Origin of the sequence: Eubacterium ruminantium (genome assembly GCF_900167085.1) — a bacterium.
Classification (GTDB): domain Bacteria; phylum Bacillota; class Clostridia; order Lachnospirales; family Lachnospiraceae; genus Eubacterium_Q; species Eubacterium_Q ruminantium.
Genome location: NZ_FUXA01000003.1, coordinates 129,649 through 155,551, shown reverse-complemented (window position 1 = coordinate 155,551; position 25,903 = coordinate 129,649). Strand labels below are relative to the sequence as shown.

Below are 25,903 nucleotides of genomic sequence, written 5' to 3'. Positions count from 1 at the left end.
AGGTTTTTTAACTATAATTTATCCAGTTTTTTATCAATAATTTATCGGGGTTTTTATAAAAGTTTTTCGGGTTAAACATTAAATAGTATTTAATATAATGTTAATGAAAACAAAAACATAAATCATTTTTTGGGAGGTAAAAGGATGAGATTAAAAAGCATAAGAAAAGTCGGCGCACTCGGACTTGCCATGACATTTGCTCTTGCATCTATGGGAGCTTGTGGTAAGAAAGACGACGACAAGACAACAGCTGCAGGAACTTCTTCAAATGGAAGCACAGAAGCTCCGGATAAGAAGGAAGTTGTGAACTGGGACATGTTCATTGCTATGCCTGGTGCTGAAATCGATGATGGAAATGAAATTCAGGAAATCATCGCTGAGAAGACAGGTGTTAAGGTAAAAGAAACATGGCTTACAGGACAGACTGCCGCTGAAGCAGTAGGAACACTTATCGCTGGTGATGACTTACCTGTATTCATCGATGGTGGTGATGGTATGGCTCAGCTCTACGATGAGGAATGCCTTATTGCTTGGGATGACTATCTTGACAAGTATCCTAACCTCAAGGGAATGTACACTGATGAAGAGTGGAACATGTTCAGACAGGCAGATGGAAAGATCTACTGGGCAAACATCTTCCAGAACACAAAGAATGCTTCAAAGGCTACAACACATAACGATGAAGCTTTCTGGGTACAGTGTAGAGTTCTTGAGTGGGCTGGATATCCAAAGATTGAAACTCTTGATGAGTACTTCGATCTTCTCGAGAAGTTCGCAGAAGCAAATCCTAAGTTTGAAGGAGCAGATGTAATTCCTTACACAATGCTCTGTGATGACTGGAGATATTTCTGTATTGAGAACGCTCCTGAATTCCTTGATGGTTATCCAAATGATGGATCTGTTATCGTTAACCAGGATGATCCAAAAAATCCAAAGATCGTTGACTATAACACAACTCCAACAGCTAAGAGATATTTCCAGAAACTTAACGAAGAGTACCATAAGGGTATTATCGATAAGGAATTTGCAACACGTACATACGATGAGTATATCGCAGCTCTTTCAACAGGTAGCGTACTTGGTATGTGTGATCAGTGGTGGGATTTCGCATTCACTGTAAACGATGTACTTAAGCAGCAGGGTCTTGATGAGAAGGGATGTAACTACGTTCCTCTTGGACTTACTATTGATAAGGGTATGGATAACAGATGGCATACATACGGTGATACACTTAACAACTCAAGTGGTGTAGGTATCACAAAGAAGTGTAAAGATCCAGATAGAGCATTCGCTTTCCTTGATCAGCTTCTTGATGAAGAAATTCACAACCTTAGATTCTGGGGTGTAGAAGGCAAGGATTACCTTGTAGATGACAATGGTCTCTTCTACAGAACACAGGAAATGAGAGATAACTGGTCAAACAGTGATTTCAAGGCTAAGCATGTATGTGCTTACTCATATTTACCACAGTACGGTGGAACATCAGATGATGGCAAGAACGCATTAAGACCTGAAGAGCAGCCTTCAGAGTTCTTGGATACTCTTGCTACTCCACTTAGGAAGTGCTTTGAAGCTTATAATGTAACAACATATCCTGAAATGATTGGATCAGTTGTTGAGGAGAACGCTCCTTGGTTCCCAATGTATTCTTACTCAAATGCAATGACAACTGCTACAGCAGGTGGTACAGCATTTACAAGAATGGGTGAAGTTAAGCATGAACACCTTCCAAAGGTTGTTATGGCTGATGACTTCGAAGCAGCATGGGATTCATACATGAAGGCTTACTCAAAGACAAAGCCAGAAGATTTCCTTGCAGAGATGCAGGAAGAGCTCGACAAGAGAGCTGGTAAATAATTAATAACTTTGCAAATATAGTGATGGGCTGCTTTGGTCCCCCCCCTCTTTCAAGGCAGCCCATTAGCTATAATTTAAAAATTTAGGAGCATTTATGGCTGGAAACGTTAAAATTAGGAAAAGAAAAGAGAATAATTATAAGCCAAAGCTCTCGATCAAAGAGATCAAGAGACAGAAGGCACTTATTATCTGGTCAATACTTTTCTTCATTTATGGTGTTGTCTTCTATTACTTACCACTTGGTGGTTGGGTAATGGCATTTAAGAATTACAAGACAAGAAAAGGTATATTCGGATCAGACTGGGTTGGAATGCAGAAATTCAAATTCCTGTTTTCTGACGATACATTCAAAAAAGTAATAAGAAACACATTCGCAATGGGTATTATAAATCTCGTTGCTACAACTGTGTTCGCAATAGCTTTCGCTATCCTTTTAAACGAGATAAGAAATAAAGTATTCAAGAAGTCAATTCAGACTATTTCATACATGCCACACTTCCTTTCATGGGTTATCGTGTGCGGACTTCTTCATGATGCTCTTTCTATGAATGGTATTATCAATGAAGTTTTAGTTAAGCTTCATATTATTAAATCACCTGTAAGTTTCCTTTCACAGCCGGGTGGATTCTGGCCTATGGTAGCTTTTGCTAACGTTTGGAAAGAAACAGGTTGGAACGCTATCGTTTATCTCGCAGCAATTACGGCTATAGACGCTAATCTTTATGAGGCAGCTTCTATCGACGGTGCTGGTAGATGGGGTAAGATCAAGAATATCACTCTTCCTTCTATCAGACCTACAATCATCGTTCTTCTTCTTATCAACATTGGTAACGTTATCAATGCTGGTTTCGAAGTACAGTACATGTTAAGAAACGGTCTTACAAAGAGCGTAGCAGATACAATTGACATTTATACTCTTACATGGTCTATTGGACAGAATGACTATTCATTGGGTACAGCAGCCGGTATGTTTAAGAGTTTGGTATCCATTGTCCTGGTAGTCGCAGCCAACTCATTGGCAAAACGACTGGGCGAAGAAAGATTGTTCTAGGAGGGGCACTATGGATGAGAAAGTAGTTTACAAACGTAAAAAAATGAAAACTTCAAGTGCTGATAAGGCGTTTACAGTAATTAACACTATTATCATGACATTATTCCTTATCATCACACTTTACCCGATTCTTAACACACTTGCGGTTTCATTCAATGATGGTATAGATTCAGCTAGAGGTGGTATCCATTTTTGGCCAAGAATTTTCTCTATATCAAACTATAAAGCCGTTCTTAGAAGACCGGGTATCTATCAGGGTGCACTTATCACAGTTGCAAGAACTGTTTTCGGTACACTTTCATCACTCGCTGTTAACGCACTTCTTGCTTACATCGTAAGTAGAAAGAGATTCTTATTCAGAAATCAGCTTTCACTTTTCTGGGTAGTAACAATGTATGTTAACGGTGGTATGATTCCAACACTCGTACTCTTTAAGAACCTCAAACTCACAGGTACTTTCTGGGTATACGTAATTCCGGGTATGGTAAGTGCGTTTAACATGCTCGTCATGAGAACGTACATGAATGGTCTTCCGGATGCTCTTGAAGAAGCTGCACAGATTGACGGTGCAGGTTACATGAAGGTATTCGTAAGAATTATTTCACCACTTTGTAAACCGGTTTATGCTACAATAGCACTCTTCATTGCGGTTTATCATTGGAATGCATGGTTTGATACAATGCTTTACAACCGTAATAAGACAAAGAATACAACACTTCAGTGGGAACTTATGAAGCTTCTTACTTCTGCCATGTCTCAGACAGGTGGTAGTGCGAACCCAGGTTCTACTAAGTCAGATGCAATTACTCCTATTGCAATCAGAGCAGCAGCTACGATTCTTACAGCTCTTCCAATTCTCTGTTTATATCCATTCTTACAGAGATATTTCGTATCAGGTGTAACAATCGGTGGTGTTAAGGAGTAAGATTTGAGCAACGCATATACTACAAATGTATATAATAATTACCTTGACCGCTTCGGTGTTTCTAACAACGAAGCGGTTCTGAGGTGTAATGAAATATTTAATACCATCTTCTATGGCAAAGCAGAGGAGAAGTTTTACCATGTGGATGGTGATTTTGGTTATATGGAAGACACAGGAAATCATGATGCCAGAACAGAAGGTATGTCATATGGTATGATGATGTGTGTCCAGATGGATAAGAAAGACGAATTCGACAGACTCTGGAAGTGGGCAAGAACCCATATGTATCTTACAGAGGGTAGAAATCAGGGCTATTTTGCCTGGTCATGCCAGACAAATGGTGAGAAGAATTCGATGGGAGCAGCACCTGATGGCGAAGAGTTCTTCGCTATGGCACTTATTTTTGCCGGTAACAGGTGGGGTAATTCAGATGGTATTTTGAATTATCATAAAGAAGCAGCAGATCTGCTCCATACAATGATAAGTAAAGGATATGATGGCTCTGAAGGTAGAGCTATGTTTGATAAAGATAATCATTACATTAGATTCATTGCTGAAGTAGATTTCAGTGATCCTTCATATCATTTACCACATTTCTATGAGCTTTATGCAGAATATGCATATCCGGAAGATAGAGAGTTCTTTAAAGAAGCAGCTAAGGCCAGCAGAGAGTATTTACAGCTTGCTTGCCATAAGGATTCCGGAATGAATGCTGAATATGCTGATTATGATGGTGGTCCACACAGGGCTGATTATGAAATCTTTGGTGGAAGACACGATTGGTATTATAGCGATGCTTATAGAACTATAATGAATATTGCGCTTGACAGCATATGGTTCGGTAAAGAGCCATGGATGGCTGAAGTGGCTCAGAAACTTCTTCGTATTATGACAGAAAACAAAGATGATTTTGCTCATATTTATGAAGTTGATGGCACAAAACTTCCTGATCCGGCACTTCATCCGGTTGCGATGATAGCTTCAAATGCTGTTGCAGGAATTTTGGCTGAAAACTCTGATGGTGATTATTGGATTAAGAAATTTCTTGAAACTCCGTTAAGAGATGGAGACAGAAGATATTATGATAATTGTCTTTATTTCTTCGCATATCTTATTCTTAGCGGAAACTACAGAATTATTAAATAATTTATGTAGATATAACCACTTGAGAGATTATTTAGAATGACCGTCGGCTGTGCCGGCGGTTTCAGTGGTTAAATAAGTAACTATTTCAGGATCTGCTTTTTTATATAAAAAAACGGATGAGGAGGGAAAAATGGGAATATTCGATTATGATAGTCCTCTTATGGAAACTATCAGTAGAATAACCGATTATGTTTTTTTAACGATAATAACATTAATATGCTGTATTCCAATTGTGACGATTGGTCCGGCATTTATTGCAAAATATTATGTATCCATGAAGATGGTGAGGGGTGAAGAACCTGTAGTTATAAAATCATATTTTCGGTCTTTTAAGGAGAATTTTAAACAGGGTGTAATTTTAACACTTATAATGTTACCGGTTGTAGTTTTCTTTGTATGGGATTGGTATTTAATCCTTTATACCGGTGTGAAATTTATACCGGCAATGAAATATGCACTCGGAGTTCTTACGGTATTGACAGCTATGGCGATATTTTCATTATTTCCAATGGTTGCTCGTTTTCAGATTACAAATTTTGAAGCTATAAAGTCTTCATTTGTTTTTGCACTTGCAAACTTTTTAAGAGTTTTAATCGGTATTATTATGATTGTTGCACCTATAGTAATAGCAAAATATTACCTTAAATGGGGCTGGCTCATAATGCTTTTTGCAAGTGTTATAATGCTTCATCTTAACAGTATGTTCTTCGTTAAGAAATTTAAGCAGGTCGAAAGAGCTAATGCTTACGGTGACGAAGATGACGATGAACTCTACTATGATGAGTTGGACGAAGATAAAGAAGATTCAGACGAAGATTCAGAAGATGATGCTGAAGATGCTGATACGAAAGAAGTTGATGAAAAAAAATCCGATGTAAAAGAAGCAAAAACAAAAGTAATTGCAGTTTCTAAAAGTATTTCAGAAGAAAAAGCAATCAAAAAGTCTGAAGATAAATTAGAAAATAAGTCAAATGACAATTCAAATAAATCCGAGAGTTCCGAAAATATAGCAAATAATACAGCTGATAAAAATGAAGCTGGCAACAATACTAAAAGTACAGTTGGTAATAAAGCAAATAATAAAGATAATAATAATGTTAAGTCAAATAAGCAGAGTTCGGCTAAAAAAGGAACTCAGAGTAAGCCGGCAGAAAAGAGTATTTCAGAGAGAATTAAGAGTGCTAATTCTGTAATTGGAAATTCTGTTAATAATGAAAAGGCTGACAATAAAAATGGCACAAATCACGGGCAGAACAGCGGCAAGAATAAAGGAAAGAAGAGGTAACTGATATAATATGATTCAAGGTGAATCTTTATCTGAGCATATAGCAAAAGAAAAAGTAAAGATCAGTGAGATGTCTCGCAAAGAGAAACTCGGTTATTTCAAAGATTATTACATGTGGCCTGTAATTCTCACTGTTGCTGCACTTATCGCTGCAATCTTTTTCCTTAAAGATGTTGTTTTTGCAAATAGAGGAAATTGCGTTTCGGGAATTGTTATAGATCTTCCTATGGATAAGGAAGGTGAGAAAGCACTTTCCAAAGGTGTTAAATCGAATTTTAACAGCAAGAAGGATGGTTCGATAAGTACTGATAATTATTATAGTGATGATGAGCCAACTATTGATGAAGTAACAAGAACACAGTTTTACGCAGGCGAGTATGATTATGCTATCGTAAGTGAATATGGACTTAATAAGCTTGTAACTTATGATGTAATAACTACGGTTACAGATTCAGAGGCAAATAGCCTTGTGGATTCATATAAACTTAAAGTAAGAAATGTATCCGATAAAAATGGTGTAGAACATGATGTTGCTGTTGATATCAGTAACATTCCATTTGTAAAGAAACATATCGGTGAAAATACAAAAGTTTATTTTGTGTTTACAAATATGACCACAGATCAGAAAAAGGGACTTAAAGTACTCGAGTATATATTATCAATTGAGTAAATTGTATCCCTTGAATAAAATGTAACAATTGAATTTATTGCGTTTGTATCAATTAAATTAATTGTAGTGAAATGTTTGTCGGTAAAAAAGGAAGTAATTTGAATAATTCATTTTACTTCCTTTTTTTATTTCTATATAGGTTCTATTTAATGTACGTTTTTGAAGAAGTTTAAGAAAAGAATTAAGTATCATGCTCTTCGATATTTTCTGATATTATCAGTTTTTTATACTCGCGCGGTGTTTTTCCTGTAAGTTTTTTGAATGCTCTGCTGAATGATGAAGATGACTGGAAACCTGTTGAATAAGCAACATCAGTAATTGATGCATTTGTTGAAAGAAGGTTTTCTGAAGCCTGTATACGTTTCAACATAACATATTCATGGAATGTATATCCGGTATATTTTGTGAAAAGACGTAGGAAGTGATATTTAGAAAAACCGGTGATGGCTGCAGCTTCATTTATCTTCATGTCAGAAGCATAATTATTATCTATAAAACTAATTAGTTTTTGAATAGTGTCATAACCTCCCTGTTCAGGAACAACAGGAGTAGGGCTGTCTTTATGAAGTCTGTCTGCAACTATGGCAAACATTTCATAAAGCTTTGCAAATATGCGATATTCCCAGAAAGCATTTTGAGAGAAATATGTTTCCTGCATATCCATAAGAATGGAATGAACCTTATCATAAATAACAGGATAATTAGCTCTGTTAATAAGCAGGCCGTTGAAAAATTGCTGCTCGATAAGGTTATAATCATTCATTTCGAAAAGTTCTGAAACACGGATAAGATAAATAAAACGAATTCCGCTATGATCATTTATGTACTCATGAAGTGTATTTGGTGGAATGATGAGTATATCGCCGTTAGTCATATTATAAACTTGCTTATTGACGTGAATTTCATAATTTTCGCGAACGCAAATGATTATTTCCAATGAGTCATGGGCATGAAGAGAATAGCCTTCGTCCTGCGTGTTATACCAAATGCGGACATTTGATTCAGAGGAGAAGGATACATCCTCGATATTCTCTCTCAGGACACGTCCGCTGTAATCAGATGTAGGCTGACGGTACCTGATAGGAGTGCTATAAGATTCAGTTGTAGAATGATTATCCGATATCTTCATAAAAACTCCTTTTCTTATGATTATTGTAATACAAAGAGAGGTCTATAACAAGGGGAATCAATCGAGGGGTTATACATACAAAGTATAGAATTTGATGGTTGTTTAGGTAAAATTAATTACGATTTTTCAACTATTTTTTGTTGGAAAATAATCTTGCTGTAGAGAATTTGGGCCACAATAAAGGGGACGCAAAGGCAGAGTTCACGTAGAGTATAGGCAGAAGATGGTAGTGTTAATATCTGAAAATATTGTCTATTTAGCATATTGACTATCTATAAAAATGGGTGTATAACATAATTGTTAGCACTCAAGTGATGCGAGTGCTAACAAAAAACTATATTTAGAAAAAACGTTGTAAAACAAGAAAAACAACGGGTTTAAACGGAATAATCAGATTATGCAAATGTACAATGCAAGGTTGTTCAAAATGAAGCAGCAGTTTTATTCACAAAAATATTGTAAAAATTTTCAAACTAAAATATGTAATTAACAACCCGTTACAGGGGGAAAGGGGAAAGTCCAATTTTAGCTGATTGGATCGGTAATGGTATATGAATGCAGAAAAATTCACAAAGAAATCATTGGAAGCACTTGAAAGTTGTCAGAAGCTGGCAATGAATTTTGGAAATCAGGAAATAAAGGCAGAACATATTCTGTATAGTCTTTTTTTAATAGAGGATAGCCTTATAGTAAAGCTTCTTAAAAAGATGAATATAGATACAGATGCTATTACAGCTGATGCGGAAAGTGTTATTAGGTCTCTTCCTAAGGTGGGCGGATCGAATTCTGATTTTTATATGGGAAGCGACGCAGGAAGAGTTGTTATGAAAGCTGAGGATGAGGCTAAGAAGATGGGCGATGCTTACATTTCTGTTGAGCATCTTTTCCTTGGACTTCTTGATTCTCCTAGCGATAATGTAAAGAATATTTTCAAGAAATATAATATTAAAAAGGATGCATTTTTAGGCGCTCTTGCTGATGTAAGAAAAAATAAAAAGGTTGATTCCGACAATCCGGAAGATACTTATGATGCACTGGAGAAGTATGGATACAATCTGGTGGAAAGAGCGAGAGAACAAAAACTTGATCCTGTCATTGGCCGAGATAATGAGATAAGAAATATTATACGTATTCTTTCACGAAAGACTAAGAATAATCCGGTACTTATTGGTGAGCCCGGTGTTGGTAAAACCGCAGCCATTGAAGGACTTGCTCAGAGAATCGTTAAAGGCGATGTTCCGGATTCACTTATGGATAAGGAAATATTTGCTCTTGATATGGGGGCTCTTATTGCAGGTGCCAAGTATCGTGGTGAATTTGAGGAAAGGCTCAAAGCAGTTCTTGACGAGGTGAAGAAGAGCGATGGACAGATAATAATGTTTATCGACGAGATTCATACTATTGTAGGTGCAGGAAAAACCGATGGTTCACTTGATGCAGGAAATATGCTCAAGCCACTTCTTGCAAGAGGCGAACTTCACTGTATAGGTGCTACTACAATAGATGAATACAGAAAATACATTGAGAAAGATAAAGCTCTTGAAAGACGTTTCCAACCTGTTATGGTTTCTGAGCCTACCGTTGAGGATACGGTTTCTATTCTTCGAGGAATTAAAAATAGATATGAAGTATATCATGGTGTAAAGATTTCTGATGGTGCACTTTGCTCTGCAGCGGTTTTATCCAACAGATATATCACAGACAGATTTCTACCTGATAAGGCAATCGACTTGGTTGATGAAGCCTGTGCCATGATTAAAACCGAGCTTAATTCCATGCCGGCAGAACTTGATGAAATATCAAGACGAGTGATGCAGCTTGAGATTGAAAAGGAAGCGTTGAAAAAAGAAGAAGATAATCTCAGTCACGAAAGATTAAAGAATCTTGAGGAAGAACTTGCTGAATTAAAAGAACAGGAAAAGGGAATGAAAGCAACCTGGGATAATGAAAGAGCCGAGGTTGATAAGGTTAGAGCAATACGTTCCGAGATAGAGAAAGTCAAAGATGATATAGAAATCGCTCAGAGAAAATATGATCTGAATAAGGCTGCGGAACTTCAGTATGGTAAGCTCCCACAGCTCCAGAAAGAATTAGAAGAGCTTGAAGATAAGGTAAATGATAAAGATAGACAGCTGATCCATGAAACCGTAACAGAAGATGAGATAGCAAAGATCATTTCAAAATGGACCGGTATCCCTGTTGCAAAACTTACAGAGACAGAAAGAAATAAAACTCTGCACCTCGCTGAGCAACTGACCAAGAGAGTTGTAGGTCAGGATACAGCGGTTGAGCTTGTAAGTGATGCAATCATCCGCTCAAAAGCGGGAATCAAGGATCCGACAAAGCCTATTGGTTCATTCCTTTTTCTTGGTCCTACAGGTGTTGGTAAGACAGAGCTTGCAAAGACTCTTGCAGAGGCATTATTTGATAATGAAGCAAGTATAGTCCGAATTGATATGAGTGAATATATGGAGAAGCACAGCGTGGCCAGACTTATTGGAGCGCCTCCCGGATATGTTGGCTATGATGAAGGCGGTCAGCTTACTGAAGCTGTAAGAAGAAAACCATATTCTGTAGTGCTCTTTGATGAGGTGGAGAAGGCTCATCCTGATGTATTTAACATAATGCTTCAGATACTTGATGATGGACGAATCACGGACTCTAAGGGTAAGACAGTAGACTTTAAGAATACAATACTTATAATGACATCAAATATCGGTTCCGAATTCCTTCTTGAGGGCATTGATGATGATGGAAATATCAAACCGGATGCTTCGGAACAGGTTAATAACCTCCTGAAAATGCATTTTAGACCGGAATTCTTAAATCGTCTTGATGAGATAATAATGTTCAAGCCGCTTTCAAAGGAAAACATCAAGAATATCATTGATCTTCTCGTTAAAGATCTTAATAAGAGAGTAGAGGATAAGGAGATAACCATAGGACTTACAGATAAGGCAAAAGACCTTATCATTGAAGGAGGATATGATCCGATTTATGGTGCTAGACCGTTAAAGAGATATCTGCAGAAGAATGTGGAAACTCTGATAGCAAGATATATACTTGCAGGAAATATAAGTCTTGGACAGCATTTGCTTATAGATGAAACTGACGGAAAACTTAATATAATCAAATAGTAATCTTTATTAAATCGCCACTTGTTACTAAGTGGCGATTTTGTTACAATAATATTATGTTAACGGTGGTTTTATATATTATCGAATTGTTGTATAATAGGTAGTAGATACATTGAATGTGTGACAAATAAAACCGACAGTTCACAACATGATCGGGACTACATGATTAATGATTTTCGATTCATAATGTGATCGGAATTACATGAATTATAGGCAACAATTTACAATGTGATCGGAACTATATGAATTATAGTCGACTATTCACAACATGATCGAAACTACATGATTAATAATTAACAATTCAACAATATTAATAGAACTACACGGAAAAATAAATAATCAACAATTCACAATATAATCAAAATTATGCAACTATGAGTAAATGAATGATCAAATACTCTCTCGGATGAATGAATATTCCTCCGGGACTTCGTGCTTGTAAAAAATAATTGATTTTGTTATAATCGCTCTGTATGTAAAAAAATGTGATTACTAGAACAAGCATACTATCAACCGATTATGGAATTGGTTGTTGATCAGGAGGAAAAAAAGTGATTTACAGTAAACACGGGGCCGAGGTAATAAAAGAAAGGCTTGTATCAAAATCTCAAAGATATTCAAGGAAAGTTTTCATTTCGCTATTTAAATTTGTATTGGCAGGATTTGTATTCTTAGTAGTGGTTGCTGCCGGTGCAGGATTCGGAATGATGAAAGGTATTCTTGACAACGCTCCGGATATCAATGGAATCAGTATTAAACCAAAAGGATTTAAGAGTACAATTTATTATGAGGATGGAACGGTTTCGAAGTCCATTTCGAAGGTAAACTCAGACAGAGTATATGTATACTATGATGATATTCCTGAATCAGTACGTAATGCATTTGTTGCCATCGAGGATGAAAGATATTGGCAGCATAATGGTATCGATATACGAGGAATCATGCGTGCTGCGATCAGAGGTATAACAACAAGAAACTTTGACCAGGGTGCCAGTACTATAACACAGCAGCTTATAAAGAATGCCGTATTTAATGTTGGTATGGATGAAACATCCTTCCTTGAAAAGTTCGAAAGAAAGATTTGGGAACAGTCTCTTGCAATAGAACTTGAGAAGAAATATACAAAAGAGCAGATATTAGAGTATTATCTTAATACTATTTATCTTGGAAGTGGTGTAAACGGAGTTGAGGCCGCATCAGAAACATATTTCGGCAAGAAGGTAAGTGAGCTTACTGTTTCAGAAGCTTCTGTTATTGCAGGTATTACACAGAATCCTTACGCTTACGATCCTAACTATAATCCTGAAGACAATGCCAAAAGACGTAAATTGGTTCTCAAGAAGATGCTTGAACTTGATTATATAGATCAGGCAGAATATGATGCATGTCTTGCAGACAATGTTTATGACAGAATTAAAGAAGCACAGAATATCAGAAAAGAAGCAGAACATTGGAATACATATTTTGAAGATGAGATTTTAAGAGAGCTCGCTGCAGAATTTGAAGAAATGTATGGTATGACTGAGGATGAGGCTTATGATGAGGCATATACAGGAGGTTATAAGATAATCTCTACTCAGGATCCTGCTGTTCAGAAGATTTGCGAAGAAACTGTAAGAGATCCGGATTATTATCCTGACGATTCAACAGTTGCTCTCGATTACGATCTTACACTCGTAAATAGTGTCGGTGAGAGATTCTATTATGGTAAAGGAAGCTTTATTTCATATTATTCAGAGCTTACCGGAGATCCTACATACAACAATATCTACAGCAGTCCGGATACAGCTAGAGAAGCTGCTGAAAGATATAAAGAAGCAATGATAGAGAAAACCGGATATAAATTTGATTCGGAAAACTTTGAGGTTACTCCTCAGCCAACAGCAACCATGGTTATAATTGATCAGCATACAGGTTATGTTGTTGCAATTGCCAACGGAAGAAGCGAGAAAAAGGGTAATCTTACAGGAAACCTTGCTACTCAGGGTGTTAGACAGCCGGGTTCTACATTTAAAGTTATTGCATCATTCCTTCCATACCTTGATACAGGCGGAAACCTTGCATTTACTCAGAAGGATGAACCTTATGAGTTCGCAGACGGAAGTGGTATCGTAAATAACTGGTATGGTGGTTATCATGGTTCGGGATCTATCAGAGATGGTATCAGAGATTCCATGAACGTTATCGCTGTTAAGACAATAACACTTGTCACACCTGAAGTTGCTTTTGATTATTGTGAAAAACTTGGATTTACAACTCTTATAAGAGAAAATGAGAACGGTGCAACCGATATTACTCAGTCACTTGCACTTGGTGGACTTACATACGGTGTAACAAACCTTGAGATTACAGCAGCATATGCAACCATAGCAAATGGTGGTATATACAGAAAGCCTGTATTCTATTCTAAGGTATATGACCATGACGGTAATCTGATCATCGATCATTCTAATGATGATGAAACTCGTGCACGTAGAGTTATAAAACCTACTACAGCATGGATGCTTATTGACTGTATGAGAGACGTTATTTCATGGGAAGGTACAGGTGATGCTGCCATTCCTAGAAATGATTTCGATAGAGCTGGTAAGACAGGTACTACATCAAGCACATATGACCTTTGGTTCTGTGGTATGTCACCATATTATACAGCTTCAGTTTGGTATGGATATGAAACACAGACAAGACTTGGTGATCGTACAGATCATAAGCGTATATGGCGTGATGTAATGGATAAGATTTGTGAGCATCAGCATTGGGATCCTGATAGACTTATCATGGAACAGCCTGAGGGACTCACACAGGTAACTGTATGTAAATTATCCGGAGATCTCCCTTCGGGTGGATGTCCAACCAATACGGACTGGGGTGCTGTAGACAGCCTTCCTAGCAATTATTGTGAGGGACATGAAACAATAAGAGTCTGTATGGAAACTCACAAGATTGCAACAGATATGTGTCCGGATGCAAAAGAATATGCAGTAACAACAGACAGAAAGACCGGAAAGAAAACTATACATGATGCTGACTTTGAATATGATGAATCAATCTTCAGTTCATCATGTGACAAACATAAATCTAAGGAAGAGCTTGGCCTGGATGAAGAGGGACGTCCGGTTATCAAAACATCGGCAACTGAAGGCGGTGAGATTTCAGGAACCACTTCGGTACCTATGAATTCAAGTGTAACTGTATTTATCAAGCCACACGATGGATACATCATTAAGGATGTAACCGTCAATGGTCAGAGCGTAGGACCTGTTACTCAGTGGGCTATTAACAACGTCGATAGAGGACAGACGATTAACGCTGTATTTGAAAAGATAAATCAGGATCCTCAGCCACAGCCGCAACCTCAGCCACAGCCGGAACCTGACCCACAGCCTAATGATCAGCAGCAGACACCACCGGATAATCCTGGTGATGGCGGTGATGATTCTGGAGACTCGGGTGATGATTCTGGAGACTCAGGTGATTCGGGTGATTCGGGCGAATCCGGAGAATAATTAATATTGTCTTATAAGGGTTTGGAATTTAATGATTCCAGGCCCTTTTTATATATATCTGGTCTTATGGGGAAGCAAATAACATTTAAGGACGTGAGGAGATGGTAAATAAAAAGTTAGGCATAAAACTGATATATTAAACAAAGGAGGTAAGTAACGTTTAACAGTTTTACGTGAAAAGGCCATGAATTGTTTGGTATTGGAAGGGAAAAATACAAAAAGCAAAGAATTTGAATATATGGTGAAAGAAACAGATGATAATGCAGTTATCTTTATGTGTAAAAATGTCGAAGAGGCATATGTTGCAGCTTCTCAAAATCATATAGATATATTTATATTGAATATTGAAAATGATCCTGTGAGCGGAAGGATTGCCGGAATAGACTATATTTTATGGCTCAGAGCAACAAGGGATTATTTTGATACTTATATAATTGCAATTTCTGCACTTATCGATAAACAGCTATTATTATACAGAGATTTCAGATGTTTCAAATTCCATGAAATTCCTTATGACAGACAGGAAATGAAGGACGATCTGATAACAATAAAATTCTTTATGGAACTGAAAAGATTAAGAGATAAATATCCTAAAGAAAACTATATTCATATACAGATTGAGGACTCGATATGTAAGATAAATGTTGAAGATATCGTGCTTATTGAGATCCACAGTAAATATGATCTTTTGTATCTTAAAGGAGAGAAAGAAAAGCGGCTTCCGAAGAAAACACTAAAGAGTTTACTTAAGAATCTGGAGAGTAAGGAATTCATCTATTGCAACAGATCGGATATGGTCAACTCTCAATATATAAAGAGGTATGACAAGAAAAAGAAATCAATAATGCTTGACTGGGAGGCTAAGGAGATATTTCTTACGGATCAAGGCGTAAAAAGATTTAAAAAATATATGGAAAGCATGAGGTTTAGTGCCTTGAACAAAAATGTTTCAACTGATATAATCTAAGATTAGTATGGTCGTTTAATAATTGTAACACCTAATATAAAAAGTCAACGAACGGAGGAATTAAAATGATTAATAAGTTGATGAATGAGATTAAGAAGAAAAATGCACCTGTAGTAGTAGGACTTGATCCAAATCTTAGTATGATACCGGATCATATAATGAATAAAGCTATAAAAGAATATGGTGAAACTCTTGAAGCTGCTGCTGAAGCTGTATTTAATTTCAATAAGGGTATCATTGATACAACTTATGATCTTATTCCGGCTGTAAAACCTCAGATAGCAATGTATGAACAGTTTGGTGTTCCGGGTGTTGCAGCATATAAAAGAACTGTTGATTATGCAAAAAGTAAAGGACTTGTTATAATTGCAGACGTTAAAAGAGGAGATATCGGTTCCACAAGTGCTGCTTATGCATTAGGTCATCTTGGAACTATAAAGATCGGCTCAAAGGAATATAATCCATTTGACGGTGATTTTGCTACAGTTAATCCATATCTCGGAAGTGACGGAGTTAAGCCGTTTATTGATATATGTAAAGAGAGAAATAAAGGTATTTTCGTTCTTGTAAAGACATCTAATCCATCTTCAGGCGAATTCCAGGATAGAATAATCGACGGAAAGCCTCTCTATGAGCATGTAGGAGAGAAGGTTCGTGAGTGGGGCGATGAATTCATGGGCGATGAGTATAGCTATGTTGGAGCAGTTGTAGGTGCAACATATCCTGAAATGGGTGAGAAGCTCAGAAAGATCATGCCTAGAACACTTATTCTTGTTCCGGGATACGGTGCACAGGGTGGAAAAGGCAGCGACCTTAAGCCATTTTTCAACGAGGATAAACTTGGAGCGATAGTTAACTCTTCAAGAGGAATCATTGCAGCATATAAGAGTGAGAAGTATCAGCAGTTCGGAAGCGAGAATTATAATGATGCATCACGTAAGGCTGTTGAAGACATGCTTCTTGATATCAGAACAGGTGTTGGATTATAAGGAGAAAATGATGACTAAGGACAAAGTTAAAGCTGTAGTTGTAAGTAAGGAATGTTTGATGGATGACATCTTCAGTCTTACAATTAAAGTTGGAGAAAATATATCAAAGGCTGTTCCGGGTCAATTTATTGATCTGTATTCAAATGATAAGAGCAGAATGCTTCCAAGACCTATAAGCATTTGCGATGTTGACAGTGAGAAAGAAGAAATGCGTATTGTTTTCAGAACAGTTGGTGCAGGAACTTCTGAATTTTCCACATATGAAAAAGGTGATACTGTTGAAATCGTAGGACCTTTGGGAAATGGATATGATATAAAAGATGCTGATAAAGATAAAGTTCATGTGCTTCTCGGAGGCGGTATAGGTATTCCTCCTATGCTGTATCTCGCTAAGAAGTTAAATGAAGCAGGCGTGCCAAAGGATAATATAAAAACAGTTATAGGATTTAGAGACAAGAATACATTTCTTGTAGAAGATCTTGAAAAATATTCACAGGTATTTATAACAAGTGATAATGGTGAGATTGGAATTAAGGGAAATGTTATTGACGGTTTGAGAGAATATAATATTAAACCTGATGTAATCTATGCATGCGGACCTACACCTATGCTTAAAGGTATAAGCGCATATGCTGCTGAGAATTCGGTGACAGCATACATTTCACTTGAGGAGAGAATGGCTTGCGGTATAGGAGCCTGCCTTGCCTGTGTATGTAAATCGAGTGATGTTGATGGTCATTCAAAGGTTAAGAATAAGAGAATTTGTAAGGATGGTCCTGTATTTTTGTCAGAGGAGGTTGAACTGTAATGAATATGTCGGTAGATATAGCCGGAGTTGTAATGAAAAATCCGGTAACTGTAGCTTCCGGAACTTTCGGATCCGGAATGGAATATTCTGATTTCGTCGATCTTTCTGCTCTTGGCGCTGTTACAACAAAGGGTGTTGCAAATATTCCCTGGCAGGGAAATCCTACTCCGAGAATAGCTGAAACTCCAAGTGGTATGATGAATGCCGTAGGACTTCAGAATCCCGGAATAGATACATTTTTAGAGAGGGATCTTCCTTTCTTAAAAGGTTATGATACAAAGATTATTGTAAATGTATGCGGGAAGTCAGAGGATGATTATGTTGATGTAGTTGAGAAACTCGCAGATTCACCTGCTGATCTTCTTGAGATAAATGTTTCATGTCCAAATGTTAAAGAAGGCGGTATCGCTTTTGGGCAGAATCCTGATGCTTTATTTGAAATAACAAAGAAAGTAAAGAAGGCTGCAAAACAGCCTATCATCATGAAACTCAGCCCAAATGTTACAGATATTACAGAAATGGCAAGGGCAGCAGAAGCAGGCGGAGCGGATGCTTTGTCGCTTATTAATACCCTTACCGGAATGAAGATAGATATATATAAAAGGCGCTTTGCTGTAGCCAATAAAACAGGTGGTGTATCCGGACCTGCAATAAGACCAATCGCAGTAAGGATGGTTTACCAGGTTGCTAAAGCTGTTAAGCTTCCTATCATCGGAATGGGTGGTATAGCATCAGCTGAAGACGCCATTGAATTTATCATGGCAGGTGCAACAGCTGTTTCGGTTGGAACAGCAAATTTTAGAAATCCGTCAGTTACTCTTGATGTTATAAAGGGGATTGAGGAATTCATGAAGGCACAGGGAATAAATGATATTTCAGAAATTCGCGGATGCGTTGATTAGGCCGGAACTTAAAAGGTATTGATATGAAATTTTTTAGACGAAGAAAAAAAGGATACAGCTTTGCGGATGACCTGATATGTTCTGATAGCATCATATCATTTGTTTCAAGCGGGATTGCGCTTGTATTAATAATTTCGATCATTGTTTTAGCTACTGTGAAGAATGGGAAAACACCGGATTTCACTGGTACATTATTCATTATTTCCGGTATTCTTACCATAAACGGACTTTTTTTCGGGGCTACTTCATTCAAACAGGATGCAGGAAATAATAATACTAAGAGAGTATCTGTATGGCTTGCGGTCCTGAATTTGGTAATTCTTTTTGTTTTGTGGTTTATATAAATTTGCCGGAGGCTAATAAGGAGGAAAATAGTGAATAATATACCCGAAGAACTCGCTGAAAGATATGATCTTTCTGTTGAGAGGATAAGGTCTTTGATAAATGAATCCAGTGATGAGTATTTTGCGGTTGTTGCAAGATATATTATGTATGTTCTTGAGCCGGATGATAAGGTTTCCAAGAGAGAAAGGAATGAAAAAATCTTTCAGGAGATCCTGCCGGAGAAGTATGAGAATAGTTTCTTAAATCCTGAATATGCGGCCGAGAAACTTGGAAGACTCGGAAGTACACTTTCTTATTTGTTTTCGGAAATCTATACATTGCCGATGCTTTTGGCTGATGAAAAGATATTTGATGTTGTGATCCTTCTTGAACTCTTCCTGGAAATACATACAATATGTGAAGAAAAGCCTGTTAATATAAAGGCTGTTGAAGAAGCACTGTATTATTATAATTTTGATTATGCTGAAGAGCTGGTAAGGGAAAGAACCGAAGATACTCTTATACCTTCAGAAAATCCTGCGTACAAAATATGTATGGAAGCCGATCTTACTACAGAAGATTATCTTTATGATTACGGTGAATATATTGGTGATAATGAAAGAGGTATCTCGGCTTATCTTGCAAAGCAGTCTCAGGAGAAGATTGATAGCATAGCTGCGACATTTGTAAATGGATTCCGCAAAGGTTTTGTGACGATGAACGTGCCTTTCGAAGGAAAGAAGTCGGTATTTGTTACATATTCTATCGGACAGGAAAGAATAGTAAGAGCTGCTATCAAAAAGTTTAAAGAGATCGGACTTGATACTATCATCGGAAGATATGCAGTGAACCGTGTTAACAGAAGACAGATCCAGAGAAGAGGATTTACCAATATTTCTTTCAATATGCAATATGATTATGATCATAGATGCGACGATGCTCTTTTCTTAAATAAGAGATTTATTGAAAGGAAGCTGGATGTTCTTAAGAGAGTCTATGAAGAGTATAAGGAAGAGGCTTCTGTATATGCCGGTATAGCTGTCATTGAAAGCTTCGGAGAGAATACGGTTGCTCCTGTTACTAAGGATGCAGCTATCAGTTATGATGATGCACAGCAGGAACTTTATATTGAATATGCAACAAGAAGCGGAGCTATAACCAATGAATACCTTCCGGGTGACAAGGTAAGCTTTACGATAATTGCATTTCCTGTTCCTGATGTTCATGAGAAGTTCGAGGAAGTATTCGAGGAGACAGTTAAACTTAACACACTTGATAATGATAAATATACAAAGATTCATCAGCATATCATCGATGCTCTTGATCTTGCGTCATATGTTAAGGTTGAAGGACGCAACGGAAACTGTACAGATATCCGTGTGGAAATGAGAAAATTAAATGATCCTATGCATGAATCACAGTTTGAAAATTGCGTGGCTGATGTAAATATACCTGTTGGTGAGGTGTTTACTTCACCTGTTCTTGAAGGAACAAACGGAATGCTTCATGTAAGTCATGTTTATCTTAACGGACTTTTATACAAAGATCTTAAGATGGAATTTAAAGACGGATGTGTTGCATCATATACTTGTAAGAACTTTGATGACGAAGAGAAGAATAAGGCTTACATCAAGGAAAATGTTCTACAGAACAGAGAAACACTTCCGCTTGGTGAGTTTGCCATAGGAACCAATACTGCTGCATATAAAATGGGCAACAAATATGATATCATGGGTAAACTGCCTATACTTATCATGGAGAAGACAGGACCTCATTTTGCAGTAGGTGATACATGTTACAGACATTCTGAGGATACAAGGATTTTTAATCCTGACGGTAAAGAAATAGTATCTAAAGAGAACAGTTTCAGTATGAAACGTAATACAGAACCGGATAAGGCATATTTTAACTGTCATACAGATATTACTATTCCTTTTGATGAACTTGGAAGGATATACGCTGTATATGAAGATGGTTCAGAAGTTGACATAATTCTGGATGGTAAATTTGTTCTTCCGGGTACTGAAGAATTAAATGAAGATTTATAAATTGTGATACCGGGGGTATTCCCCGGTATCATTTCTAAATGGATTTAATTTCATATATATAAATCGGATGAGGTATGAGAAAGGAGAAAATCCAATTATAAACATAGATTGGATTATAAGAAATAATGAATGATGATAACAGAGAAAAAAGCATTATCCCATATGCAGTGGCTTTTGCTTTTATCGTAATGATTGCGGCATATTTAATACCGCTTATTATAAATACTGTATTTCCGGGCATTGCAGCGGGATTTTTATTCTATTATGTGACTGTGTGGCTTCCTATTGTGTCTGTAGCAGCACCGCTTATTTTTGCATATTTAACCAACAGAATGTCCGTGACGATTTTTGTATTTTCGGTAATGTTACTTCCGTATATTATTCTTCCGGGAGCAGGCTCTGTATTTATGTATCTTGTTTATGTTGTTTTAGCTGTTATATTTGCATTCGTGGGAAGATTCTTAAAAGAATTAAAATTAGAAAAAAGCAGATAAATGATGTAGTGGTTGAAGGTGTATTAAAAGAAATGGGGGTGCGATATGTTAAGCATGAATGATCTTATCCTGAAAAAAAGAAATGGCGGAGTGCTCTCCAAAGAAGAGATAGAATATATAGTTAAAGGCTATACAGATGGGGATATTCCCGATTATCAGATGTCTGCGTTTCTTATGGCTGTCTGGTTCGTGGGAATGAATGATGAGGAAACAACATTTCTTACAACGGCTATGGCTGAAAGCGGCGATATGCTTGACCTTGCGGAAATAAGAGAAAAAAGCGACGGAGAAAAAAGCAGGATAATCGATAAACATTCCACCGGAGGAGTCGGAGATAAGACAACTCTTATAATCGGACCGATACTTGCGGCACTTGGGGTACCGGTTGCTAAAATGAGTGGTCGAGGCCTGGGGCATACCGGAGGAACCATTGATAAACTTGAAAGCATTCCCGGATTTTCATCCGATCTAAGTGAAAAGGCTTTTATAAAGCAGGTGAAACAGGTTGGATTTGCGGATATGTGCCAGACTAAGAATCTTGCACCGGCTGATAAGAAAATATATGCACTTAGGGATGTTACCGGAACGGTTGATAATTATTCGCTCATAGCTTCTTCGGTTATGAGTAAAAAGATTGCAGCAGGTGCAGACGGTATAGTCCTTGATGTAAAATGCGGAAGCGGCGCCTTTATGAAAGATATTGAGTCTGCAAGAAAACTTGCGAAGATCATGGTTCAGATAGGTAAAAATGCAAGACGTTCCGTGACAGCGGTCATTTCCGATATGAATGAGCCACTGGGATGCTATGTGGGGAATGCTCTTGAAGTATTTGAGGCAATTCAGGTTCTTCAAGGTAAAGGAGACAAAAGACTTAAAGAATTATCATTTAAGCTTGCTGCCGAGATGTATATGATGGCAGTTATGTCAGATGATGAGAAAGCTGCTCTTGATAAGGTAAATGAAGTGATAGAAAGCGGAAAGGCTTATCAAAAGTGGAAAGAATTTGTTGCGGCACAAGGCGGTGATCCGGGATTTTCCGATGAGGCGGAGAAGCTTATTTCCGTAAATATGACTAAAAATGTATGCAGTGAAAAATCCGGAGTCATCATTTCATGTGATACCGAAAAGATAGGGCTTGCTTCTTTAAAACTTGGCGGTGGAAGAGAGAAACTGACTGATGAGATTGATCCTTCCGTGGGTATAGTCATCAATAAACACCTTGGTGACAGGATAGAAAAAGGTGAGAAGATAGCAACTCTGTATGTAAATAATACTGATAAACTTGAGGAAGTTGAGGGGCTTATACTGGATGCATATTCTATTTCAGACGACGCATCGGATTATAAGCCGGAAGCCCTCATAAAGGATATAATAAGATAAATGATCGGTGATACTGAAGGAGGCTACATTTTGTTGCATAACCTTGTAATCAGAACCGTTTTAATGTATAATGGAACTACTTGTTAAGTTTAATAATATTCTACTAAAGGAGGAGTATTTTAATGGGAATTTTATCAAGATTCAAAGATATCATGGCAGCAAATATTAATGCGCTTCTCGATAAGGCAGAGGATCCTGAGAAGATGATCGATCAGACAATGAGAAATCTTACAGCTGATCTCGGAAAGGTTAAGGAAGAGACAGCAGCAGTTATGGCTGATGAGCAGAGATGTAAGAGAGAACTCGATCAGTGTAACAAGGAAATCCTTGAAATGCAGGCATATGCAGAGAAGGCTGTTCTTGCAGGAAATGATGCTGATGCAGCTAAGTTCCTTCAGGAGAAAGCTAAACTTACTACAAAGCAGGCTAGTCTTCAGCAGACATATGATGTTGCTGCAGCAAATGCTATCAAGATGCGTCAGATGCACGACAAGCTTGTTAATGATATAAGTGAACTTGATGCAAGACGTGATGCTATCAAGGCTAAGATTAAAGTTGCTAAGACACAGGAGCGTATCAATAAGCTTACATCTTCTGTTGGCGACTCAGCATCAAGCATTTCAGCTTTTGAACGTATGGAAGCTAAGGCTAATTCAATGCTTGATTCAGCAAATGCTATGGCTGATCTTAATCAGTCATCTGCAGCAAATGAGATACAGAATCTTGCAGGTAAATATGATGCAGCACCTGATGCAGCTGTTCAGGATGAAATTGCAGCAATCAAGGCTAAGCTCGGCGTAGCTGCTCCTTCAGCTGAATAATGGAAGGTCTAAATAGAGTTCAAGAGGAGGCCTGCTCGTATACCGAGGGGCCTCTTCTTATTTTGGCAGGAGCGGGTTCAGGAAAGACCCGTGTACTTACACACAGGATTGCATATCTCATAAATGAAAAGTCGGTTAATCCATACAATATACTGGCGATTACATTTACCAATAAAGCTGCAAATGAGATGAGAGAAAGAGTTGACCGCATAGTCGGTTTTGGCTCTGAAAGCATATGGGTAAGTACGTTTCACTCCATGTGTGTTAGGATTTTAAGAAGGCATTATGAAGTTCTGGGCGGTAATAATAATTTTACTATTTATGATACCGATGACCAGAAGACAGTGATAAAAGAAGTTCTGAAATATTTGAATTTTGATCCTAAGCAGTATCCGGAAAGAGCGATGCTTTCCGAGGTTTCAAAGGCTAAGGAAGAGTATCTTTCGCCGGACCAGTATGAGAGACGTCAGGGGTCTGATTTCAGAGGACAGAATAAGGCGAAGATTTACAGAGAGTATCAGAAGCGTATGAAGACCAATAATGCGCTGGATTTTGATGATTTAATTTACAAAACTATTGAACTTTTCGAACATAATCCGGATATCCTTCTGATGTATCAGAACCGGTTTAAGTATATAATGGTTGATGAGTATCAGGATACTAACAGAACACAGTTTCTTCTTGTGAAGATGCTTGCTTCCAAATACAGAAATCTTTGTGTTGTTGGTGACGATGACCAGTCCATTTATAAATTCAGAGGTGCTGATATAAGTAATATTCTGAATTTTGAAAATGAATATCCTGAGGCAAAGGTAGTTAAACTTGAGCAGAATTACAGATCTACGGCAAATATCCTTAATGCTGCAAATGGTGTTATAGCCAATAATGAAGGCAGAAAGGACAAGAGTCTTTGGACTGATAAAGAAGACGGCGAGAAGCTCATTTACGAATGTTTTGATAATGAATATTCGGAGGCAGAAAGTGTTGTCAGAAGGATCATCGAACTGATGAGAAGGGGAGAGGGACTTTCTGATATTGCTATTCTTTACAGAACCAATAATCAGTCACGAATACTTGAAGAAAAACTTATCATGGAAGGCGTTCCTTATAAGATTGTCGGCGGAACTAATTTCTATGACAGACGAGAGATCAGAGATATTCTCGGATATCTCAAGACTGTCAATAACAGAGATGATGAGATCGCACTTCGAAGGATAATAAATGTTCCGAGACGGGGAATCGGAGATACATCTGTAAATAAGCTTGTTGAATATGCAGTCGGAAATGGCATAGATCTTTTTACAGCTATGGATATGGTAAATGAGATTAAAGGCCTCGAAAGAGCTGCTGCAAAGATTACAGCATTTACGGATCTTATTTATAAATTGGTTGATGAATATCATGAAGAAGGGCTTACGGCTCTTTTTGATAAGATCATGGAACTTACAGATTATGCTTCGCTCCTTAAGGCTGAAGGAACCGATGAAGCAAAGACAAGGCTTGAGAACCTTACAGAACTTAGAAACAAAATTGTAAGTTATGAAGAAGGAGCTGAAAATCCAAATCTTACCGAACTCCTTGAAGAGATAGCACTTGTTGCTGATACGGATACGGAAGTCGAAAGTGATGACAGGGTTTCTCTTATGACACTTCATAGTGCTAAAGGTCTTGAATTCCCATATGTATTCATGGTGGGAATGGAAGAAAGACTGTTCCCGAGCGGAATGGCTCTTGATTCTGATGATCCTGATGCGCTTGAGGAAGAAAGAAGACTTTGCTATGTAGGAATCACCAGAGCTATGAAGGAACTCCGCCTCAGCGGTGCATCTACAAGAATGATCAATGGATCCAGAAATTACAGTGATGTTTCAAGATTCATTAAAGAGATACCTTCAAATCTTATTATCCGTAAAGCTGATAAAGCGCCATCATATATGAGAAAGAATTCTTCATATGATTCGGATGATTACAGTGGCTATGGAAGCGGTTATGGCAGCGGAAATAGTTACGGAGGTGGATACGGATCGGGAAGCTACGGAGGCGGAAGCAGTTACGGTGGTGGCTACGGAAGTAGTTATGGTTCAGGAGGTTACGGCGGCAACAGCTACAGTTCCGGTGGCAGCGGTTCCGGTAAGAAGAGCCTCAAGGTTGAAAAACCATACAGCAGTGTAAACATGTCTTCGCTTAAGAAGGGTATGCCGGATAATACAGATATTGATTACAGCGTAGGCGATACTGTTAAGCATATCAAATTCGGAAAAGGCGTCGTGACTCAGATTGACAAAATGGGTTCCGATTATGAAGTCATGGTTAATTTTGACAGAGTCGGAGAGAAGAAAATGTTTGCATCTTTAGCTAAACTTAAGAAACTTTAGATAATGTGAAAAATTCACGAATTTTAATCTTTTTTTTCTATTTGGTATGGCATATCTAAAAATGCTGTGCTATAATAAATTTGCTATAT

The 25,903-nt window shown here is 37.6% G+C and carries 19 protein-coding genes; 18 read left to right on the top strand and 1 reads right to left on the bottom strand.

From position 1 onward, the window contains the following. The first annotated feature begins 144 nt into the window (after positions 1-144). The 6 genes from B5D25_RS00700 (at position 145) to B5D25_RS00675 (ending at position 6,934) form a co-directional block, all read left to right on the top strand. Positions 145-1,857, top strand: a complete 1,713-nt coding sequence (locus B5D25_RS00700) for a type 2 periplasmic-binding domain-containing protein (RefSeq protein ID WP_078785821.1) — start codon at positions 145-147, stop codon at positions 1,855-1,857. A 94-nt stretch (positions 1,858-1,951) separates the two neighbouring features. Beyond that, entirely contained in the window at positions 1,952-2,908 is a 957-nt protein-coding gene (locus B5D25_RS00695) for an ABC transporter permease (RefSeq protein ID WP_078785820.1), read from the top strand. Between the two features lie 10 nt (positions 2,909-2,918). Then, entirely contained in the window at positions 2,919-3,833 is a 915-nt protein-coding gene (locus B5D25_RS00690; RefSeq protein WP_078785819.1) for a carbohydrate ABC transporter permease, read from the top strand. Between the two features lie 3 nt (positions 3,834-3,836). Then, entirely contained in the window at positions 3,837-4,979 is a 1,143-nt protein-coding gene (locus B5D25_RS00685) for a family 8 glycosyl hydrolase (RefSeq protein ID WP_242870148.1), read from the top strand. A gap of 130 nt (positions 4,980-5,109) precedes the next feature. Beyond that, the gene (locus tag B5D25_RS00680) at positions 5,110-6,264 is read left to right on the top strand and encodes a YesL family protein (protein WP_078785818.1); all 1,155 of its coding nucleotides are present in this window, start codon (positions 5,110-5,112) and stop codon (positions 6,262-6,264) included. Positions 6,265-6,274: 10 nt separating this feature from the next. Further along, entirely contained in the window at positions 6,275-6,934 is a 660-nt protein-coding gene (locus tag B5D25_RS00675) for a hypothetical protein (RefSeq protein ID WP_078785817.1), read from the top strand. Between the two features lie 181 nt (positions 6,935-7,115). Here B5D25_RS00675 and B5D25_RS00670 read toward each other — a convergent pair whose 3' ends face one another. Further along, on the bottom strand, positions 7,116-8,063 hold the full coding sequence (locus tag B5D25_RS00670; protein WP_078785816.1) for an AraC family transcriptional regulator: 948 nt from the start codon (positions 8,061-8,063) through the stop codon (positions 7,116-7,118). Between the two features lie 551 nt (positions 8,064-8,614). Here B5D25_RS00670 and clpB point away from each other — a divergent pair. From clpB to B5D25_RS00610, 12 genes are all read left to right on the top strand, one after another. After that, a complete protein-coding gene (gene clpB / locus B5D25_RS00665) occupies positions 8,615-11,200 on the top strand; it encodes an ATP-dependent chaperone ClpB (protein WP_078785815.1) in 2,586 nt (861 codons plus the stop codon). Positions 11,201-11,751: 551 nt separating this feature from the next. Then, the gene (locus B5D25_RS00660; RefSeq protein WP_078785814.1) at positions 11,752-14,706 is read left to right on the top strand and encodes a transglycosylase domain-containing protein; all 2,955 of its coding nucleotides are present in this window, start codon (positions 11,752-11,754) and stop codon (positions 14,704-14,706) included. Between the two features lie 184 nt (positions 14,707-14,890). Continuing rightward, positions 14,891-15,673 carry a LytR/AlgR family response regulator transcription factor gene (locus tag B5D25_RS00655; RefSeq protein WP_078785813.1) on the top strand — a complete coding sequence of 261 codons (783 nt, stop codon included), beginning with the start codon at positions 14,891-14,893 and terminating at the stop codon, positions 15,671-15,673. Positions 15,674-15,738: 65 nt separating this feature from the next. Continuing rightward, positions 15,739-16,662, top strand: coding sequence for an orotidine-5'-phosphate decarboxylase (gene pyrF, locus B5D25_RS00650; RefSeq protein WP_078785812.1), 924 nt, complete (start codon positions 15,739-15,741; stop codon positions 16,660-16,662). 10 nt (positions 16,663-16,672) lie between these two features. After that, a complete protein-coding gene (locus tag B5D25_RS00645) occupies positions 16,673-17,470 on the top strand; it encodes a dihydroorotate dehydrogenase electron transfer subunit (protein ID WP_078785811.1) in 798 nt (265 codons plus the stop codon). Then, complete coding sequence (locus tag B5D25_RS00640; RefSeq protein ID WP_078785810.1) at positions 17,470-18,372, top strand: dihydroorotate dehydrogenase; 903 nt, start codon at positions 17,470-17,472, stop codon at positions 18,370-18,372. Before B5D25_RS00645 ends, B5D25_RS00640 begins: the two co-directional genes overlap by 1 nt. A 23-nt stretch (positions 18,373-18,395) precedes the next feature. Next, positions 18,396-18,716: a hypothetical protein gene (locus tag B5D25_RS00635; RefSeq protein WP_078785809.1), complete on the top strand. Its 321-nt coding sequence runs from the start codon at positions 18,396-18,398 to the stop codon at positions 18,714-18,716. A gap of 30 nt (positions 18,717-18,746) precedes the next feature. Continuing rightward, on the top strand, positions 18,747-20,744 hold the full coding sequence (locus B5D25_RS00630; protein WP_242870149.1) for an aminopeptidase: 1,998 nt from the start codon (positions 18,747-18,749) through the stop codon (positions 20,742-20,744). Between the two features lie 125 nt (positions 20,745-20,869). Further along, the gene (locus tag B5D25_RS00625; RefSeq protein WP_078785808.1) at positions 20,870-21,238 is read left to right on the top strand and encodes a hypothetical protein; all 369 of its coding nucleotides are present in this window, start codon (positions 20,870-20,872) and stop codon (positions 21,236-21,238) included. Between the two features lie 45 nt (positions 21,239-21,283). Continuing rightward, the gene (locus tag B5D25_RS00620) at positions 21,284-22,618 is read left to right on the top strand and encodes a thymidine phosphorylase (RefSeq protein ID WP_078785807.1); all 1,335 of its coding nucleotides are present in this window, start codon (positions 21,284-21,286) and stop codon (positions 22,616-22,618) included. A 122-nt stretch (positions 22,619-22,740) separates the two neighbouring features. Then, positions 22,741-23,439, top strand: a complete 699-nt coding sequence (locus tag B5D25_RS00615) for a PspA/IM30 family protein (protein ID WP_078785806.1) — start codon at positions 22,741-22,743, stop codon at positions 23,437-23,439. Next, positions 23,439-25,814 (top strand): ATP-dependent helicase, encoded by a 2,376-nt coding sequence (locus B5D25_RS00610; protein WP_078785805.1) that lies wholly within the window; start codon positions 23,439-23,441, stop codon positions 25,812-25,814. The genes B5D25_RS00615 and B5D25_RS00610 overlap by 1 nt, the downstream gene beginning before the upstream one ends. Positions 25,815-25,903: the final 89 nt, after the last annotated feature.

Bases quoted from the DNA above. Each gene is read 5' to 3' on its own strand.
- B5D25_RS00700 (WP_078785821.1), top strand. From the start codon at position 145: ATGAGATTAAAAAGCATAAGAAAAGTCGGCGCACTCGGACTTGCCATG.
- B5D25_RS00695 (WP_078785820.1), top strand. From the start codon at position 1,952: ATGGCTGGAAACGTTAAAATTAGGAAAAGAAAAGAGAATAATTATAAG.
- B5D25_RS00690 (WP_078785819.1), top strand. From the start codon at position 2,919: ATGGATGAGAAAGTAGTTTACAAACGTAAAAAAATGAAAACTTCAAGT.
- B5D25_RS00680 (WP_078785818.1), top strand. From the start codon at position 5,110: ATGGGAATATTCGATTATGATAGTCCTCTTATGGAAACTATCAGTAGA.
- B5D25_RS00675 (WP_078785817.1), top strand. From the start codon at position 6,275: ATGATTCAAGGTGAATCTTTATCTGAGCATATAGCAAAAGAAAAAGTA.
- B5D25_RS00670 (WP_078785816.1), bottom strand. From the start codon at position 8,063: ATGAAGATATCGGATAATCATTCTACAACTGAATCTTATAGCACTCCT.
- clpB (WP_078785815.1), top strand. From the start codon at position 8,615: ATGAATGCAGAAAAATTCACAAAGAAATCATTGGAAGCACTTGAAAGT.
- B5D25_RS00655 (WP_078785813.1), top strand. From the start codon at position 14,891: ATGAATTGTTTGGTATTGGAAGGGAAAAATACAAAAAGCAAAGAATTT.
- pyrF (WP_078785812.1), top strand. From the start codon at position 15,739: ATGATTAATAAGTTGATGAATGAGATTAAGAAGAAAAATGCACCTGTA.
- B5D25_RS00645 (WP_078785811.1), top strand. From the start codon at position 16,673: ATGACTAAGGACAAAGTTAAAGCTGTAGTTGTAAGTAAGGAATGTTTG.
- B5D25_RS00640 (WP_078785810.1), top strand. From the start codon at position 17,470: ATGAATATGTCGGTAGATATAGCCGGAGTTGTAATGAAAAATCCGGTA.
- B5D25_RS00635 (WP_078785809.1), top strand. From the start codon at position 18,396: ATGAAATTTTTTAGACGAAGAAAAAAAGGATACAGCTTTGCGGATGAC.
- B5D25_RS00625 (WP_078785808.1), top strand. From the start codon at position 20,870: ATGAATGATGATAACAGAGAAAAAAGCATTATCCCATATGCAGTGGCT.
- B5D25_RS00620 (WP_078785807.1), top strand. From the start codon at position 21,284: ATGTTAAGCATGAATGATCTTATCCTGAAAAAAAGAAATGGCGGAGTG.
- B5D25_RS00615 (WP_078785806.1), top strand. From the start codon at position 22,741: ATGGGAATTTTATCAAGATTCAAAGATATCATGGCAGCAAATATTAAT.
- B5D25_RS00610 (WP_078785805.1), top strand. From the start codon at position 23,439: ATGGAAGGTCTAAATAGAGTTCAAGAGGAGGCCTGCTCGTATACCGAG.